General features: G+C 56.7%; 14 protein-coding genes. 4 read left to right on the forward strand and 10 right to left on the reverse strand.

Features of this window, described 5'->3' with window-relative positions; translation table 11 throughout:
• Positions 1-54: 54 nt before the first annotated feature.
• Genes AXE86_RS02575 through AXE86_RS02590 form a run of 4 tightly spaced genes read right to left on the reverse strand, consistent with a single transcriptional unit; the run spans position 55 to position 7,269 of the window.
• Entirely contained in the window at positions 55-1,203 is a 1,149-nt protein-coding gene (locus AXE86_RS02575; RefSeq protein ID WP_061944353.1) for an HD-GYP domain-containing protein, read from the reverse strand.
• 51 nt (positions 1,204-1,254) lie between these two features.
• Positions 1,255-3,726 carry a leucine--tRNA ligase gene (leuS, locus tag AXE86_RS02580; RefSeq protein ID WP_061944355.1) on the reverse strand — a complete coding sequence of 824 codons (2,472 nt, stop codon included), beginning with the start codon at positions 3,724-3,726 and terminating at the stop codon, positions 1,255-1,257.
• Positions 3,727-3,763: 37 nt separating this feature from the next.
• The gene (locus AXE86_RS02585; RefSeq protein ID WP_061944358.1) at positions 3,764-5,869 is read right to left on the reverse strand and encodes a methyl-accepting chemotaxis protein; all 2,106 of its coding nucleotides are present in this window, start codon (positions 5,867-5,869) and stop codon (positions 3,764-3,766) included.
• A 26-nt stretch (positions 5,870-5,895) separates the two neighbouring features.
• Positions 5,896-7,269 carry an amino acid permease gene (locus AXE86_RS02590; protein WP_061944361.1) on the reverse strand — a complete coding sequence of 458 codons (1,374 nt, stop codon included), beginning with the start codon at positions 7,267-7,269 and terminating at the stop codon, positions 5,896-5,898.
• Positions 7,270-7,424: 155 nt separating this feature from the next.
• Between AXE86_RS02590 and AXE86_RS02595 the strand changes: the two genes are divergently transcribed.
• Entirely contained in the window at positions 7,425-8,051 is a 627-nt protein-coding gene (locus AXE86_RS02595) for a hypothetical protein (protein ID WP_061944364.1), read from the forward strand.
• A complete protein-coding gene (locus AXE86_RS02600) occupies positions 8,048-8,707 on the forward strand; it encodes an IMPACT family protein (protein WP_061944365.1) in 660 nt (219 codons plus the stop codon). Before AXE86_RS02595 ends, AXE86_RS02600 begins: the two co-directional genes overlap by 4 nt.
• Before the next feature lie 66 nt (positions 8,708-8,773).
• On the opposite strand, the gene AXE86_RS02605 is transcribed toward AXE86_RS02600, so the two are convergent.
• Positions 8,774-9,454, reverse strand: a complete 681-nt coding sequence (locus AXE86_RS02605; protein ID WP_061944369.1) for a Crp/Fnr family transcriptional regulator — start codon at positions 9,452-9,454, stop codon at positions 8,774-8,776.
• A gap of 148 nt (positions 9,455-9,602) precedes the next feature.
• On the opposite strand from AXE86_RS02605, the gene AXE86_RS02610 reads away from it, so the two are divergent.
• Positions 9,603-10,952 carry an MFS transporter gene (locus AXE86_RS02610; protein ID WP_061944371.1) on the forward strand — a complete coding sequence of 450 codons (1,350 nt, stop codon included), beginning with the start codon at positions 9,603-9,605 and terminating at the stop codon, positions 10,950-10,952.
• 175 nt (positions 10,953-11,127) lie between these two features.
• Positions 11,128-12,432 (forward strand): threonine/serine ThrE exporter family protein, encoded by a 1,305-nt coding sequence (locus AXE86_RS02615; protein WP_061944374.1) that lies wholly within the window; start codon positions 11,128-11,130, stop codon positions 12,430-12,432.
• 65 nt (positions 12,433-12,497) lie between these two features.
• On the opposite strand, the gene AXE86_RS02620 is transcribed toward AXE86_RS02615, so the two are convergent.
• The 5 genes from AXE86_RS02620 to AXE86_RS02640 all read right to left on the reverse strand — a co-directional run bounded on the left by AXE86_RS02620 (position 12,498) and on the right by AXE86_RS02640 (position 17,724).
• Positions 12,498-13,097 (reverse strand): cytidylate kinase-like family protein, encoded by a 600-nt coding sequence (locus AXE86_RS02620; RefSeq protein ID WP_232294908.1) that lies wholly within the window; start codon positions 13,095-13,097, stop codon positions 12,498-12,500.
• A 125-nt stretch (positions 13,098-13,222) separates the two neighbouring features.
• On the reverse strand, positions 13,223-14,203 hold the full coding sequence (locus AXE86_RS02625; RefSeq protein WP_061944377.1) for a dipeptidase: 981 nt from the start codon (positions 14,201-14,203) through the stop codon (positions 13,223-13,225).
• A gap of 12 nt (positions 14,204-14,215) precedes the next feature.
• Positions 14,216-15,430 (reverse strand): DUF819 family protein, encoded by a 1,215-nt coding sequence (locus AXE86_RS02630; protein ID WP_006689933.1) that lies wholly within the window; start codon positions 15,428-15,430, stop codon positions 14,216-14,218.
• Positions 15,431-15,533: 103 nt separating this feature from the next.
• Entirely contained in the window at positions 15,534-16,640 is a 1,107-nt protein-coding gene (alr, locus tag AXE86_RS02635; protein WP_061944380.1) for an alanine racemase, read from the reverse strand.
• On the reverse strand, positions 16,609-17,724 hold the full coding sequence (locus tag AXE86_RS02640; RefSeq protein ID WP_061944383.1) for a YkvI family membrane protein: 1,116 nt from the start codon (positions 17,722-17,724) through the stop codon (positions 16,609-16,611). Before AXE86_RS02640 ends, alr begins: the two co-directional genes overlap by 32 nt.
• Between the last annotated feature and the right edge of the window lie 37 nt (positions 17,725-17,761).

Here is a 17,761-nt window from a genome sequence, read left to right on the forward strand (position 1 = left end):
ATCAGCGATTTCCATGAAAAAAGCACCCATACGGGTGCTTTGAGCATCATCCGTTTACAGCTTGCTGACATCGCTCGCCGTCATGATCTCGACAACGGTGAGATCCTTGACGGTATTGAGGTCGATGAAGCCGCCATCTGCGAGCTGGATGACCGGCATCGCCGTGACGCGTGACTCGTCGACGTAGACGATGCGTCCTGCTGAACCGTCCGAGAGACGGAGCCAGCAGCCGTTGAGTGCGGCATTCATCTTGCGCATAAAGAGAACGGCGTACTCCGAGTCAAGCTTTCCGTCCAGTACGTCGGCATAGAGTACCTTGAACACCTCGAACGGGGAACGCTTCTCCGCGTAGCTGCGGCTGGACGCCATCGCATCGTAGCAGTCGAGGATGGCGAGCACCTTGCCGAAGGTCGTGATCGCATCCCCCTTCAGCCCCGAAGGATAGCCCGATCCATCGTCACGCTCATGATGCTGGATGATGCCGTTCATAAGGTCGGTGCGGCCTGCAAGTTCACTTTTTTCGACGATCTTGAAACTGTCAACAACGTGATTCTTCAAGATATCGAATTCCTCTTCCGTCAGAAGCCCCTTCTTCTCAAGCAGATCCTTCGGAATCATCTGCTTCCCGATATCAAGGAAAAGCCCTGCCAGCACCATGTTCTGGCGATCAATGCCCACGAGGCCCATCCACTTCGCCATAAGCCCACCGAGGATGGCGAGATGTACGCAGTGATGCAGGTTGTAGTTGCCCCCCTGATTCATGCTGTACATCATGGAGACGGCCGTTGCTCCCTCCTTGTAGAGGTCGCGCAGACGGCCGCTTGACATCACGTCCTGCAGGATGCTCATGTTGAGCTTTCCGGTCTCTGCTGCCTCGGCAAAGAGTTTCTCCATCTCGCCGTAGACGTAGCGATAGTCCTCTTCGTATTTGCTGTCCAGTTTGATCTCGCGCTCGGGAGCGGGACCACTGCCGATAACGGCTGCCTTTTCCGCCTTGACTGCCTTTTCCTTCTGAACGGCGGCGATAATGCTGTCCTCATCGACATAGACAGAGGCGATGCCCTTTTTCTTGAGCAGCTTGATCGTCTCTTTGTCCAGTACCGTGCCGCCCTCGACGAGTACGTTCTCGCTGTCACCATCATAAACCGTACGGCCAATCAGCATCTCCGGCAGCAGGCTTCGTACTGCAAACGCTTTCAGCATAATGTTCTCTCTCCCTTATCTTCTGATGTTACTTTTCCCTGACGTTACACCTTACTTCACAACAATATTGACCAGCTTGCCGGGGACACAGACAACCTTGACGATGGTCTTGCCCGCCGTAAGTTCCTTCGCACGCGGCAGCTCCGCTGCGAGCTGCTCCAGCGCCGCACGGTCAAGTCCCGTGGCGACCTTGACGCGGTCGCGTACCTTGCCGTTGATCTGCAGGACGATCTCTACCTCATCCTGCACGAGTGCCGCCGCGTCGTACTGTGGCCACGTCTCTGCGTGAACGTTCCCGCCGAAGAGCTGTGCCCACAACTCCGCCGTGATGTGCGGTGCAAACGGCGCGAGCATCCGCATGAGTGCGCTCGCCGTCTCACGCGCGAGCCCCGGCGTGAGCTCCTTGTCCTGAAATGCGTAGAGCGCATTGACCAGCTCCATGATGGAGGAGATCGCCGTGTTGAACATGAAGCGGTCGCGCACGTCCTCCGTGACCTTCTTGATGGTCGCGTGGAGCACGCGGCGCAGCTCCGTCTCCTCTGTGCTGAGCGTTGCTGCATCGTAGGACGCAGGCGCGCCCTTGATCGTCTCTGCGAACTGTCCGAGGATACGCCACACGCGCCCGAGGAAGCGGTACGCCCCCTCGACGCCCTGATCGCTCCAGTCGAGGTCACGGTCCACTGGCGCGGCAAAGAGGATGAAGAGCCGTGCCGTATCCGCTCCGTAGCGGTCGATGATCTCCTCGGGCGAGACAACGTTGCCGAGCGACTTCGACATCTTCGCGCCGTCCTTGATGACCATGCCCTGCGTGAGGAGGTTCGTGAACGGCTCGTCGAAGTCGAGCATCCCTGCGTCACGCAGTACCTTCGTGAAGAAGCGTGCATAGAGGAGATGCAGGATCGCGTGCTCGATGCCGCCGATGTACTGATCGACGGGAGCCCAGTAGTTCACCTTGTCGCGGTCAAAGGGACGCTCCGTGTTCTTCGGATCCGTATAGCGGTAGTAGTACCACGAGGAGCAGATAAACGTGTCCATCGTATCCGTCTCGCGCGTCGCATCGCCGCCGCACTTGGGACATTTGCAGTGGAGGAAGTGCTCGCTCGACGAGAGCGGCGAGACTGCTCCCTGCTCGAATGAGACATCCTCGGGGAGACGCACGGGCAGCTCTGCCTCCGGGACGAGTACCTCGCCGCATTTCGGGCAGTTGATGATGGGGATCGGCGCACCCCAGTAGCGCTGGCGTGAGATGAGCCAGTCGCGCAGGCGGTAGTTGACGCGGCGTTTGCCATATCCCTGTGACTCCGCCTCATCCATGATCGCCTGCATCGCCGCGTGCATCTCCATCCCCGTGAACTTGCCGGAGTTGATGAGGATGCCTTCCTTTTCGGTATATGCCGCTGTCATGTCCTCGAGACACAGCTCTCCGTCCTTCGGGCGGATCGTGAGGATCTTGCGGATGCCGTATTTCTCCGCGAACATCCAGTCGCGCTGATCCTCCGACGGGACGGCCATGACCGCGCCCGTGCCGTACTCAAAGAGGACGTAGTTCGTGACCCAGATCTCGACCTGCTCCCCGTTGAACGGATTCGTGCAGGTAATCCCTGTGAAAATACCCTCTTTTTCCGACTCGCTCGAGGAGCGCTCAATATCGGACTGCTTTTTGACGCGCGCACAGAACGCACGGATCTCCTCGGCCTTGTCGCTGACGGCGCAGATCTTCTCTACGAGAGGATGCTCGGGTGCGAGCGCGACAAAGGTCATGCCGAACACGGTGTCGGGACGCGTCGTGTAGACGGGAATCTCCGCATCGAGCGCGGGCGCAGGCAGGCGGAACTCAAGGCCCTCGCTGCGTCCGATCCAGTTGGCCTGCATCGTCTTGACGCGCTCGGGCCAGCCCGGGAGTTTGTCGAGATCGGCGAGGAGCTCATCGGCATAGTCCGTGATCTTGAAGAACCACTGTGCGAGATCCTTCTTGTGCACCTCGGACTTGCAGCGCCAGCACTTGCCGTCCTCGACCTGCTCGTTCGCGAGCACCGTGCCGCAGGTATCGCACCAGTTCACGGATGCTTTTTTCTTGTAGGCAAGGCCTTTCTTGTAGAACAGCTCGAACAGCCACTGTGTCCAGCGGTAGTAGTCCTCACGGCAGGTGATGACCTCGCGGTCCCAGTCGTAGGCAAGCCCAAGCGCACGCTGCTGCTTCTCCATGTTCGCGATGTTCGCATACGTCCACTCCGCCGGATGCACCTTGTTCTTGATCGCTGCATTCTCGGCGGGCATGCCGAAGGAGTCAAACCCCATCGGGTGCAGGACGTTGTACCCCTCCATCGTGCGGAAGCGCGCAATCACATCGCCGATCGAGTAGTTGCGGACATGCCCCATGTGAAGTTTTCCCGACGGATACGGAAACATCTCAAGCGCGTAGTACTTCGGTTTCGTCGCATCCATCTCCGTGTGGCAGCTGTGCTCCGTCTCCCAGATCTTCTGCCACTTTGCTTCAATCTCCTGCGGACAATATCTCTCCACTCTGCTCGAGCTCCTCCCAAATATCAAATGCCATTACTTATCGAATGGAGCGGAGCACCGCATCCAATTCCTCCACGCGTTTCGACAGTGCCGCGCCAAGCGCCCCTGCCCTCTCCAGCGAGCCGCTCGAATGACGAATCGCATCGACACCGCCCGCGAGACTGCTCTTCATATCCGTCACGCGCCCGTCAAAGCCCTGCTCGAAGTCCTCGACCTTCGTATCGAACTCCTGATTCTGCGCGAGCATCTGATCGATCTCGTTCACATCATGCAGGAGCTCGCGGATCGCCTCATCGGACGCCTCCAGCCGCTCGCGTGTATTCTCGGAGAGCTTGCGCACCTCTCCTGCGACGACGGCGAACCCGCGTCCCATCTCGCCCGCACGTGCCGCCTCGATGGCGGCGTTGAGCGCGAGCAGGTTGATCTGCGCGGAGATCTCCGTGATCATGTGCATGACCTGCTCGATCTTTTTCGTACTCTCGGTCAGATGCTCCAGCTTCGGTGTGATCGAGGCGTTGCGCGACAGGAGTTCCTTCGTCATATTGCCCTGATCGCCGATGCCGTCGCTCATCTGGTTGACGAGCCCGGAGACGTTCTCAACGCTCTCCGCCACATGCTCCATGACATCCGAGAGTCCCGTCATCTGCTGACGGTAGCTGTCAAACTCCTGAATGATCCCCTCGCGCAGATGCGCGATGATCGCGCGTCGGCTGATCTCATGCTCGAGATACGTCTTCTGGTACAGCGCGTACTTCGACGGGAAACGATCCATATAGCCGTCACTGAACATACCGCCCGAGAGCTGATAGAAGAAAATTGCCGTCAGCGTCTCATTAACGTGCAGACCGGCAATCTCCCCAAAGGCAGAGAACCCCGCGATTGGCATCCCATCGAAGAGATCCGCTCCTGCGAGATCTGCGGCAAAGGTCAGGCGCCGCAGGATGCCGTCGTTCAGCACTGCGCCGATCGGCGCCGGCTTGCCCTTTGCGTATGCGGCGTACTCATCCTTCAGCGTCTTGACGAAGTTTTCCCGCCGCATGAGGAAGATCTCCTCACCCGCCGTAATGTCACAGTAGAAATGGAATCGCTTTTCCGCCGCGTCAAACTGCTGCAGCGAGCGGATGAAATGCTGCTTGCCGACGTGCGAGGAAAAGGTATAGCCGGCAAGCGCATCACTGAGTGCATTCACGTCGGAGACATGGAGATGCTCCATCAGTACATCGGCAAAGGGCACGGGATGCCCCTCTGCGTCGGCAACCGTCTCCACCGTACGGAGCGTCGCATCCGATCCGATGATCGTCCACTTATCCCCCGTCGGCTCTGCCGCCTGAGTCTTAAAGACAGAGTAACGATAGTCGTCGGCGAGCTTCACGACAAGAACCACGGCATGGTTCTCGAGCACCTGCCTGCCATTGTAGATATAGGTGTGGGAGAAGTCGAGCGCACCGCTCGCGCTCCCACCAATGTAGGGGCATGGCAGGAACTCACTGTCATAGAGTGCCTTCAGCACGAACGACTCGCACGCCGTCACGCCGTCTATATAGACAAAGGCAAAGGTATTGTCAAAGCGCACGGGGAATGGAACGCGCTGTGCGTCAACCCCCTCGCGGATTCTCTTAATGCGCTCGTCAGGGGTCAGCTCCACCGTACCGCGCCGTATGTCCTCGTTGTGCAGGGGAATTGTCATCATGTGGGTCTGCGCGATCATGCGCTTGCTGTAGACCTGCAGCAGCACCTTTGCGCGTCCGTCCTTCGCATCCATATAGTAAGAGCGCGCTCCCGGCGTATGTGTCAGCTCCCCGCACGAGGAGATGAGCAGAACCTGAACATCGGGAGGCGATGCCGTCTGTACTGTACGCGCAATCTCCGCCATGGGGAGATCGGACGAGACGAAGCCGAGCACAATCGCAGGGCCGCCCGGCACATCGTAGAGATCGCGCAGACGCTCTGCCGTCAGCTCGCTGCGCGAGAGATAGGCAGACTTCATATCGCCTGCGCCGACGCTGCCGAGTCCCGCGAACGGCACACGCGGCTTTGCGGCGGACGCTCCCTGCTGTGCACCTGCTGCCGCCAACGGTTTTGCTGCAATGCGGTCAGCGAGCGAAACCTCCGCTTCCTTCTTTTTATCAAAGAGCCCAAACATAAACATTCCTCCCTACGAAAAACTCCCTATTCTTTAATTATATCATGTGCCCTGCGCCTGCGCAAGAAGTGGTAAAGAAGCATGGGGACGACGAGCATGGGTACGCCCAAATAAAGCGCAGAGCGCAGCTCGGGGGTAAACGCCATAAAGAGGAGGCAGAGCACCTGCGCCCAGATCCCGAACAGCGTGACATACGGGAAGAGAGGCATCCGATAGCGCAGGAGGGACACCGTCCCCGCCGCCTCAAGCCTGCGCCGCCGCCGATACTGGCTCCAGCAGATCGAGATCCACGCGACCGCGCCCGAGAACCCCGAGAGTGCGAGCAGATAGGTATAGAGCGCCGCATTGGGATGCAGCGCGTAGAGCGCAATCACGCCCCAGCAAAAGGCAATCGAGGCATAGATGGCACGCGAGGGAATCCCCTTGCGGCTGAGCCCACCGAGCGCACGCGGCGCCATCTCCATCGTCGCGAGCGCGTGCACCGTGCGTGCCGCGCCGTAGAGCCCCGAGTTGGAGCAGGAAAGCGCCGCCGTCAGCACGACGAACGAGAACAGCGCCCCCAGATGCGAAAATCCATGCTCGGCAAGCGCTGCCGCAAAGACGCTCTTGGAGAGAGACGCGTGATCCCACGGCAGGATCGAGACGAGCAGCGTAATCGGGATGATGTAGAGCGCGATGATGCGCCACGTCACATTGCGCACCGCCGTCGGAATACTGCGCGCGGGATCCGCCGTCTCCCCCGCTGCCAGCCCGATGATCTCCGTCCCTTGAAAATTGACGAGGATGATGACCATCGTCAGCGCAATACTCGCGTATCCGTGCGGGGCAAAGCCGCCGCTGCCGAGTAGGATGCCCGTGCCGATATAGCCCTCATCGCCGATGAGCCCGAGACAGATCAGAAGCGCAACGACGCTGAACGCCACGAGGGCGATGATCTTGACAAGGGCGAGCCAGAACTCGCTCTCGCCGAATTTATCGACGCGAAACAGATTGAGGAGGGTGACGAGCAGCCCAAACAGCACCGCCCACCAGATCGTCCCGACCTCGGGCAGGAATGAATTCATGATGATGCCCGCAGCAATCATCTCCGAGGGCACGTAGGACACCCACGTCACCCAGTAGGACCAGCCCACACCGCACGCCCACGTCGCCGAGATATTCTCGCGCGCGTAGACGACGAATGAGCCCGAGAGCGGCTGCTCCACCGCCAGCTCTGCGAGGCAGAGCATCACGGCGAGCACGATGATGCCGCCCAGCAGATAGGAAATCACCGCCGCAGGCCCTGCCTGCTCGAGGACGTAGCCCGTCCCCAGAAAATATCCGCTCCCGATCACGCCGCCGAGAGAGATGAGCTGAAGATGTCTGTGCTTCAGCCTCCGTTTCATCGTCGACTCGCCCATTGGCTCCGTAACACAACCTTTCTCCTCGAATATATATTGTATAAAAAATGCGCTCTCATCATACTACAAGAGCGCGTCAATTACTATCATTTATTTGACAAATACGTAAATTTTTATTATGATTCAATTAAGTATGAAAAGGAGGAGTACTCACTATGAAATTCAGAGCTTTACTGATTGCTCTCGCGCTCGTCGTCGGCATCACGGGGACCTCGTCCGCCGCCCTCAGCGAGCATCGGGAGGCCGCGCAGAACCTGTCCATCGCCTACCCCGTCATCAGTCTCGATGACAGTGCGGTCGCTGATCGCATCAACACTGATATGAAGGCACTCGCGGAGACATTCCGCGCTCAGTACCAGAGCGGGGCATTCTTCCGCGGCGAGCTCGGCTATCGCGTACATCTCGACGACGAAAACTTCCTGTCTGTGACGTTCACGGAGCTGCGCTATGACCTGCACGCCAATCAGCCCGCACGCCACGACTACGGCATCGTCTACTACAAGAAGACGGGACAGCGTCTGCCGCTCTCCTTCTTCGTGCACGTCACGCCGTCCGATCTCGACGGCGAGGCGGTGAACGGTCACCTCTACAACGAGTACGGACGCAATACGCCGATCCAGCCCGAAAAATCCGTGCGTCAGCTTCCGGCCGACTACTTCCTCGGCGGACGCGGCTTCGTCTGCCCCATCTTTCAGCCGGGCGAGCTGACCGCGAGCACGGGGCCGACCTACGTACTGCTCGATGCGGGCATCGTCGAGTACTTCAACCGCAAGAACAAATGAGTATGGATCGTGACTACACGACCATCACAGGGGAGATACCGGAGGGCGGTGTCTCCCCTGTTTCGTATGAGATCCAGCGTTCCCGCTTCCTCGCCTACGTCATACACGCGGAGGACGAGGACGAGGTGCGCACATGGCTCGCCGCACTGAAAAAGGAGCACTACGATGCGCGCCACGTGCCCTACGCCATGGTCCTCGGCGCGGATGCCGCACGGCAGCGCTCAAGTGACGACGGAGAGCCGGGCGGGACGGCGGGCAGCCCCATCCTCGAAGCAATCAAGGGACGCGGCATCACGGATATCGCCGTCGCCGTCGTCCGCTACTTCGGCGGGATCAAACTCGGCGCGGGCGGGCTCATCCGTGCATACGCCCATGCGGCAGGGCTGGGGCTTGACGCCGCCCCCAAGCTGCGCATGACACTCCTGCGTGAGCTGTCCGTCACGATCGACTACGACCTGCTCGCCGCCGTCGAGCGCTACATCCGCACAGAGGCACTGATCGCAGGAGAAACGACATACGCAGAGCGCGTCACCTGTCTCCTCCGTGTCCCGCCCGACGACATCGCACGCCGCACGGCGGAGCTGACCGATCTCACAGCGGGGCGCGCCGTCTGCACTCGCGGCGCAACGGCGTATCAGGGAATTCCATGCGAATAGACAAAGACAGGGGCTGCTGCACGACGTTTTCGCTTCGTACAGCGGCCCCTATTCTGTGTCCCCGATTCACTCAATATTACAGATCTCCACCCCGCAATTCTCGCAGTGGATGGTCTTTTTCAAATAGTCGATATCCTTGATGAGGATCAGATGCCCGCGCATATCGATCACACCGCTCTTCTTCAACTCAGCGAGCATGCGGTTGAGACTCTCCCGCGCCGATGCGGAATAGTTCGCGAGCTCCTGATTCGTGAGCGGCACGGAGATCAGTATTCCCTCGTCCGTCTCCATCCCGTAGCTGTTGGCTAGACGGAGAAGCGTTGAGCAGAGTGCTCCCTTCTTCCCGTAGAGCACGAGATCACGAAACTTGAGGTGCTGCTTGCGCATGTGCATCCCGATCAGCTTCAGCAGCGCGACAGCGAGGTGCGGATGCTTTTCGAGATACGTCTCCAGCACGGGGAACTCGATGGCATAGACCTCGGCGGCACTGCGCGCAATCGCACTGAAGAGATAGGTCGGCTCATCCTCGTAGATTGGCAGCTCTCCGACGAGGCTCCCCTTCGTCGCGAGGCGCAGCGCCAAGACACGCCCCGATGCGCCGTACTTGACCACGAAGATATGCCCCGAGCGCACAATATAGAAATAGTGTGCCGGCGCACCCTCACGATAGAGATACGCGCCATCGTGCAGGGAAATCACCTTGCCTGGAATCGACATCAGTTCCTTGATGAGTGCTTCCTGATTCATCTGCGCCCCCTCTCCACGATACCGTATCGCATATATTTATAGTAGCGAAAAAACAGAAAACTTCATGTGATATTCGTCACATACAGAGCAAATTTTTTTCACTATAATTTCATTTATCAACGCTATATAAAGTTTTTACAAGGGAGAGATGGAAATGGAAAATAAGGACATTCTCGCCGTCCTTGGCGAGAATCCAACACGCCGAGAAATTCTCGAGCATTGGGACCCTGAAAATGAGGTGTTCTGGAAACGCTGGGGCGAACGCATCGCCAAGCAGAACCTCTATACTTCTACATGGGCGCTGACCCTCGCCTTCGTTGCGTGGACAATGTGGGCGACCATCGCCGCCCAGCTCAACCACATTGGTTTTCACTTTACGGACAATGAGATCTTTACCCTCGCAGCCCTGCCGGGGCTTGTCGGGGCGACGGGGCGTCTCGTTTACACCTATCTCCCCGCCATGCTCGGCGGACGCAATTGGACGCTGATCTCGACCGCGCTGCTCCTCATTCCGCTCATTGGTCTGGGGAATGCACTCACAGACACCGCGACGACCTATGACACCTTCGTCCTTCTCGTCGCGGGCATCGGCATCGCAGGCGCAAACTTCTCATCCTCGATGGCGAACATCGGCTTCTTCTTCCCGAAGTCGCAGAAAGGGCTTGCTCTCGGCATCAACGCCGGCATCGGCAACCTCGGTGTCTCGCTCATCTACTTGACCGCCCCCATGCTCCTCGGCATGAGCTTTGGAGGACTCTTCGGCGCACCGCTCCTCAATGAGGCGGGCAAAGAGATCTACATTCAGAATGTCTGCTACTTCTGGGCGATTCCGACCGCTCTGACCCTGATCCTCGTCTGGATGTTCATGGACAACCTGCCCATCCCAAAGCAGAGTCCGCGCAGCATGATGTCCATCTTTGGCAATAAACATACGTGGCTCATTACCGTGATCTACACCTGTGGCTTCGGTTCGTTCATCGGCTACTCTGCTGCGCTTGCACTTCTCGTCAATCGCGAGTTCCCCGAGGTTTCCTTTGCCTATGCGGCGTTCCTCGGACCGTTCATCGGTGCGGGCGTGCGCCCCATCGGCGGTTGGGTAGCAGACAAGGTCAACAGCGGCTCGAAGGTCACACTCTACTCGCTCATCCTGATGCTCGTCGCCTGCATTGCGACCGTCATGGGCATCCAGTCGCATAACTTCCCGCTCTTCTTCGGGTCGTTCCTCGTACTCTTCTTCTCGACGGGCTTCATCAATGCTGCGTGCTTCCGCATGATCCCGTTTGTCTTTGACAGTCCTGTACACGCCTCACTCGTCACAGGCTTCACGGCGGCGATCGCGGCGTACGGCGCATTCCTCATCCCGAAGATCTTTGGCTGGGCATACGGAACACAGGGCAGCGTTATTCCTGCATTCTACATTCTCATCGCCTTCACCGTTCTGACCATCATCATCACATGGTTCTTCTATGCACGCAAGGGCTCAGGCATCAAGTGCTGAGTGATCTTTGACGCACATACTGACCGCCATTTTTGGCGGTTCTTTTTTTGCCCTCGCCTCTCCCATGCATCAGTATTTTACGCAGCCAAAGTCTATGTTATAATAGCGTCATCAAAGAGAAATAGGGAGACAAGGAAGGGAGTATCCTACTGTGGGGCGCAAAGAAATTCGAAATATGGCGGACGACGACAACAAGACACTCAACTACAAAATGAAGCTCCTGCTGGACATTGGACAGGCGCTGATGGAGAACGGTGCCGACTGTGCACGCGTCATCCGCGATATGAAACGCGCGGCAGTCCACCTGCGCATCCCTGCTGAAAACATCCAATCCCACATTACCTACACAACGCTTATGCTGAACGTCTGCGACGACGAACGCTCCTTTACGCAGTTCCGCAAGTGCATGAAACACGGCGTGAACCTCGCCGTTCTCGCCGCCGTGAGCAAACTCACCTGGCGCATCCTGCGCGGCAACACGCCCATCGCTGCCACCGAGAACGCCATCGCACGCATCCGTGCACGTGCACTCTGCTACCCGCATTGGGGCATCGCGCTCGGAGCTGCCGTCGGCTCAGGCGGCTCGTGCAAACTGTTCGGCGGGAGCTGGGAAGAGTCTCTCGTCGCCACCATTGCGGCACTCATGGGCTTCATCGCGCACCGTCTCAGCAACAAATATGCTTTCAATCCCTACGCCTGCGCCATGATTACTGGATTTGTCGCCACCATATTTGCGTGGGCCATCCCCGCTGCACTTGGACTTGGTACACTGTGGTACGCGCTCGTTGCGTGCACCATCTTCCTCATGCCCGGACTGCCGTCCATCAATGCGGCAAGTGACGTACTGAACCGTTTCACCACATCGGGCATGACGCGCGCCATGGATACCATGCTTATCATCGGCGGCATGACCTTCGGCATTGCCTTTGCCATTCTTATCGCCGGTGTGGGAAACATCTCCGATGTCCATATCCAGCCCTCAGATACCTACCTCAATCAGGCAATCGCGGCCGCACTTGCTGCCGGCGGATTCTCCGTCATGTTCAACACACCGAAGCGGCTGCTCGCTATCGTCGCCGTCGAAGGCATCGTCACTATGCTCATCCGCAACGTTCTCATGCTCGAATTCGGACAACCACAGGCACTCGGCTCCTTCGTGGCGGCGGCCTTCGTCGGCATCGCGGCACTCAAGGTCATCCATATCGTCCACACGCCAAACACCCTCCTCATCATCCCGCCAGTTATCCCGCTCATCCCCTGTGTTCTCCTCTATCGTCTCCTCTTCGCCGTCCTCCACATCCAGACCATCTCCGTCGAGGAACTGCTCGAGGCGCTGCGCTTCGGCGTCAACGGTGTCACCATCATCCTCGCCGTCGTTGTCGGCGTCTCCATCCCGAACATCTTCATCCAGCGGCGCATCGAACACCAGCAGCAGCGTGAGATCGACGAGATCATCAGAGCGCGTGCGGCAGAAAGGTGAGCATACGAAGAGGGCATGTCTCCCGCATAGGGAAAATCATGCCCTCTTTTCATATTCCGCAGGAACTATTCGCCCTGCACACGATTCACATAGTCAATGATGAGATCAACCGCCTGTTCCAGCGGAATACGGCTTGTATTGATGACAAGATCAAAATTCTGCGGATCTCCCCACTTTTTGCCCGTATAGAAGGCATAGTAGTTGCTGCGCTTCTCCTCGATCTCATTGAGCTGCTTGAGACTCATACCGCCATAATGTGTACCAGCACGCCTTGTACGGAACGCGTCATCCGCACAGATGAAAAAGGAATAGACCTCCGGCTGCCCCGCGAGGACGATCTCAGCGCATCGACCAAGGAACACCGCCCCATTTCCCTCGGCAGCAATCGAACGAATAATATGCGCCTGTTCCTTGTAGAGCGTATTATACGCGGGAACTGTGTCGAGTTGGGCTGTACTGATTGCCCCGAGGCTCGCTTTTGGCACCTCATAGGAACGGCTCAAAACATCCTCAAGACGATCACCTGCGCCAAGGCTCTCTGCCGCCATAGCAACGACCGTGCGGTCATAACGCTTAACCCCCATCTTCTCCGAAAGGAGTCGAGAGATTTGACGGCCGCCGCTGCCGTACTGGCGACTAATGGTAATAACAGTATTCTTCTTCATGTGCATTACCTCTTCATTCTCTATACATCCTATTATAACGATTTCTTATCTCATACGCAATAAGATTATACATAATCGTCGGACAGTTCTGCGGCAACTGGAATCAGATGAACAAAGGATAGAACTCAGCCGATCACTGTCCTGACAACACGCATCATATTGCCATGGGCAATCTTTTCAAGATCTGCATCACTATACCCACGTGCACCCAGCACGGCAAACAGCGCCGGAATATCTGCTGCGCTTTCAAGCCCCTCTGTCACCACATCACTCGATGTAAAGGAATCCAGCGTATCCGACGTAAGATAATCACAGAAATCAAATCCACAGGCAATATGATCGATGCCGACAAGTGCACGGATATGATCCACGTGATCGGCAAGGCACTCGACACTCGGTGCTTCGGCATCGATAAACTCCGGCCATGCATTCATTCCGATCACGCCGCCGCGCTGTGCGAGTGCCTTGATCTGATCATCCTTCAGATTGCGTGCATGGGAACAACGTGCATAGGCATTGGAATGCGAGGCAATAAACGGCTTCTTCGTGTGTTCATAGGCATCCCAGAACGTCCGCTCATTGGCGTGCGACACATCAATCAGCATACCAAGTTTTTCCATCCGGGCAAGTGCTTTGACACCAAGTTCCGTAAGCCCCTTATCCTCATGGCAGGACGCACCGTGGGCGAATACGTTCACTTCATTCCATGTCAGCATAGCGTGACGGACTCCCCACGCATAGAGGACATCCAAAAAATCCACCTGTCCACCCAGACCGCTGAGCCCCTCCATGCCAAGGAGAATGGCAAGCTTGCCCGCGGCACAGATTTGCTCAATATCAGCAGAAGAGCGTGCGAATTCCGCAATATCTGCTGCACCGCGAAGCTCGGCACAAGCAGATGACATAATCTCGATCATACGTGCCGGCGGATCCGCTGTATACGGCGGATCAATCCAGATGCAGCAGAGCATCGCACCGACACTCCCCTTATGCAGCTGCTTGATATGATACTTGCGGATGATATCCGTTTCACCAGCCTGACGGTGCAGTGTCACATTGGTAAAGAGATCAGAATGTATATCGAATGTACCGATATCCCGTTTCATTGCTCCATCTCCTTATGCCCCCAACAGGCTGCCGACAATAATCCCAAGATAGGTGCCGATCACATACCCGAGTGTTCCCACAAGCATCGCAGGTCCGACCAGTGCATTCCACCCCTGAGAGATTGCCATGCCGGCTGCCGTCGTTGGACCGCCGATATTCGCGTTGGACGCGACGAGAATATCCTCCAGGGAAAAGCCGAACAGCTTTCCGCCAATCAGACAGAACAGCATATTCACGATGACCATAATCAGGCAGAACACAAAGAGCAGCGGCGCATTCGTCAGAATCTCCATGATAGATGCGGGAACACCGATCACAAAGAAGAACATATAGATAAAGAACGTGCCGATTTCCTGCGCACCATTCATTGACGATGCCTGTTTCTCAAAGAATGTCGCAAAAATCATCGAAATCAGTGTAATCCAGACATACTGGCTGCTGAGGAATGTATTGCACATCTTCGTAAACCAGTTCACATCGGGCGAGATCAGCGTGCCGAGCGTCGCACCGATAAACTTCGATACGGTAACGACGACAACGGCATAGGTCACACACATGGCAATGTCGCGCAGAGAAATATCCTTGCGCCCCCAATACGTTGCCGCAAGCGTCTTTCCCTCATCGGATGCACCGTTCTTCTCCACATGATCAATCAGCGGATGCGTATACATACGTCTGAAAAATCCATTCCCGGCGATGCCCAAGAGAATCAGAAAGTAGATCGCCATATTGAGATTATCTGCCACAATCGTCGATGAGACCAGCGTACCGCTCACCTTAAACGCATCGGCAAGCGCGGTAAAATTCACACCGCCGCCGATATAGGAGCCGGTCATCATCGCTGCCACCTTCGGCAGTCCGTCAATCGCAGAACCAAGCAGGACACAGCCAATCAATGCACCGCAGATTGTCCCTGCCGCACCAATCAAAAAGATGATGAGCAGTCGCCCTGTCTCCCGCCAGATCTTCACGATGTTGGTCTGGAGGAGCAGCAATGGTATAGCGATTGGTACAATGTAGCCCCAGACAATATCATCGTACAGCTCCGCATGGGGCGGAATAATACTCGTATTGACCAGAACAAGTGCAAAAATCAGCGCAATCACAGCGCCTGAAATACGGGATGCCCACGCATAGGTTTGCTCCAAGTAGACCGATACCGCAACAGAGACAAGCATCACCGTCATGAGCACCCACGTATTCTCCGGGCTGACAAGCGTATTCATGAGAACACCTTCCTCCAAATGAATACAAAACAATGTTACGGGGCTGCCGCGAAAGAGATTGCAGCAGCCCTGTAATCAATAAAGATAGATGCTGTTTCGCACACTACCCTTTATACACACGCGGCACACGTTCGGAAACAAGACAGACAACCTCATAGTTGATTGTATTTGCCCACCCCGCAATCTCATCTGCCGTCAGACCATCCGAGCCGAAGAGCGTACAGACATCCCCCAATTTTGCCTCGGGAATATCCGTAACATCGATCATAAACTGATCCATGCAGACACGTCCTGCGATGGGCGCGCGTTTCCCGCACACCTCGACACTGCCGCCTGCATAGGCACGAATGTAGCCGTCTGCATAGCCGACGGGCAGAGTTGCGATGCGTGTCTCACGCTCTGCAATAAACTTGCGTCCATACCCGACAGACTCTCCGGGCTGAATCGTCTTGATATAGACGATTCGCGCACAGAATTTCATGCACGGACGGAGGTCAATCGGGCGCGTCACCTCATCCGAGGGCCAGAGACCATACTGGATGATGCCGGCGCGCACCATATCGAAGTGCACGTCGGGAATCTCAAGGATCGCTGCTGACTCTGCAATGTGCTTGATGGGGATATGAATGCCCGCCGCCTCAATTGCATCGCAGGCGTCCTTGAAGAGTTTGACCTGCTGTTTGGTAAACGTCTTATCCGGAATATCAGCGAGTGCAAAGTGGGAGAAGATCCCCTCAAGCTCCACATTGGGGAGTGCGGCAATCTTCTTCGCCGTCTCTGCCGCATCCTTCGGATGCACGCCGATACGCCCCATACCGGTCTCAATGGTCAGATGCACTTTCACTGTCTTGCCCTGCCGTACAGCTTCCTGCGACAGTGCTTCAACGAGATCCATGCGGCAGACCGTCTGGGTGATATCACCATCGACGACCTCACGTGCACTCTCCGGCTCCACGAGCCCAAGGATGAGGAGTGGTGCTGTAAAGCCTGCCGCCCGCAGCTTGAGTGCCTCCGAGAGCGTTGCTACCGCGAGGTAGTCCGCCCCCTCATCGAGCGCAACCCGCGCTGCGGCGATCGCTCCGTGTCCGTATGCATCCGCCTTCACCACAGCACATAGCTTTGCTCCCTTTTGGATTCGGCTGCGAATCTCACGATAGTTATGGGCGAGCGCCCCTAGATCAATCTCCGCCCATGCTGCTCGATTCGGCATTTGAATCACTTCCCTTCCCGAAGAACTTCATCCGAATGAGTTTAATGGACATGAGCGCCATCACAATGAAGCCGATGTAACCATTCAGCCCATACACATAGTTGAGCATCATGTGATACGGAACGAACATGCCGAAGAAGAATCCGAGGGCGGCAAGTCCGAGAGCCCATGTTTTATACTTCATCGTCCCTTCCTGTCCCGTACGAGCCACAGCCGTCCAAAGGAGCGGGCACGCCGTCGTATAAACGGCAATAAAGATCAGCACGCCGAAGATGGTCGTCAGACCCGGCGAAAGGCTTGCCACAACCACGAGGTTCGGGATCTGCACCTGATAGAGATCCGTGATGCGTGTCATGATCGAAAGGCCGATGATCGTATTCAGCACGACGAGAAGAACCGTCGAGAGAACATTGGCGCGGAACAGTGTCTTGAAGTTCTCACGCGCACCGAGCACCGCGCTGAAGTTCGCAAGCATCAGAATACTGTAGCCTCCGTTCGACATTCCTGACATGAACCAGTTGCTGCCGACGCGTGTCATATCGAGCTGTCCCGAGGAGATCAACGCCATGTTGGGAAGCAGCGTGTCATAGTGCTGAACGAGGTGAACAAAGAGCATACCGACGATGGCAAAGAGCATCGCTGGCGTCACGCGGCCGATGATATCGACGAGTTTGCCGAGGCCAAGGGCAACGGAAAAACCGGCAAGGATGGCAACGATCGCCGCACCAACATAGACTGGCACGCCGTATTGCTGCTGCAGTGTTGCGGCACCGCCGGCAACCATAACGCAGTAAGAAAGATAGCAGAAAAATACCGTGAACCAGTCAAAGAACTTTCCAAGGAAGGTTCCATTGTAGAAGATGAATGCCTGCTTCCCGCTTGTTGCGTTGTGATCACGCCCCGCGAGAGCAAAGCCATAGTTTGCGACGATAAAGATGATCGCGATGACGACAGCCGTACCAAAGATCATATAGCCGTTCGCTGTATAATACTGAAGGATTTCCTGTCCCGTTGCCACACCTGTCCCGATCATAAAACCGAGATAGGATCCGGCAAGGATACAGACACGCTTCCAAGAGGTCAATTTGATCAGTCCTTTCAGTCTTTTCAGAATGGTTTTC

The sequence above is a fragment of the Selenomonas sp. oral taxon 136 genome, assembly GCF_001554015.1.
GTDB classification, from domain to species: domain Bacteria; phylum Bacillota; class Negativicutes; order Selenomonadales; family Selenomonadaceae; genus Centipeda; species Centipeda felix.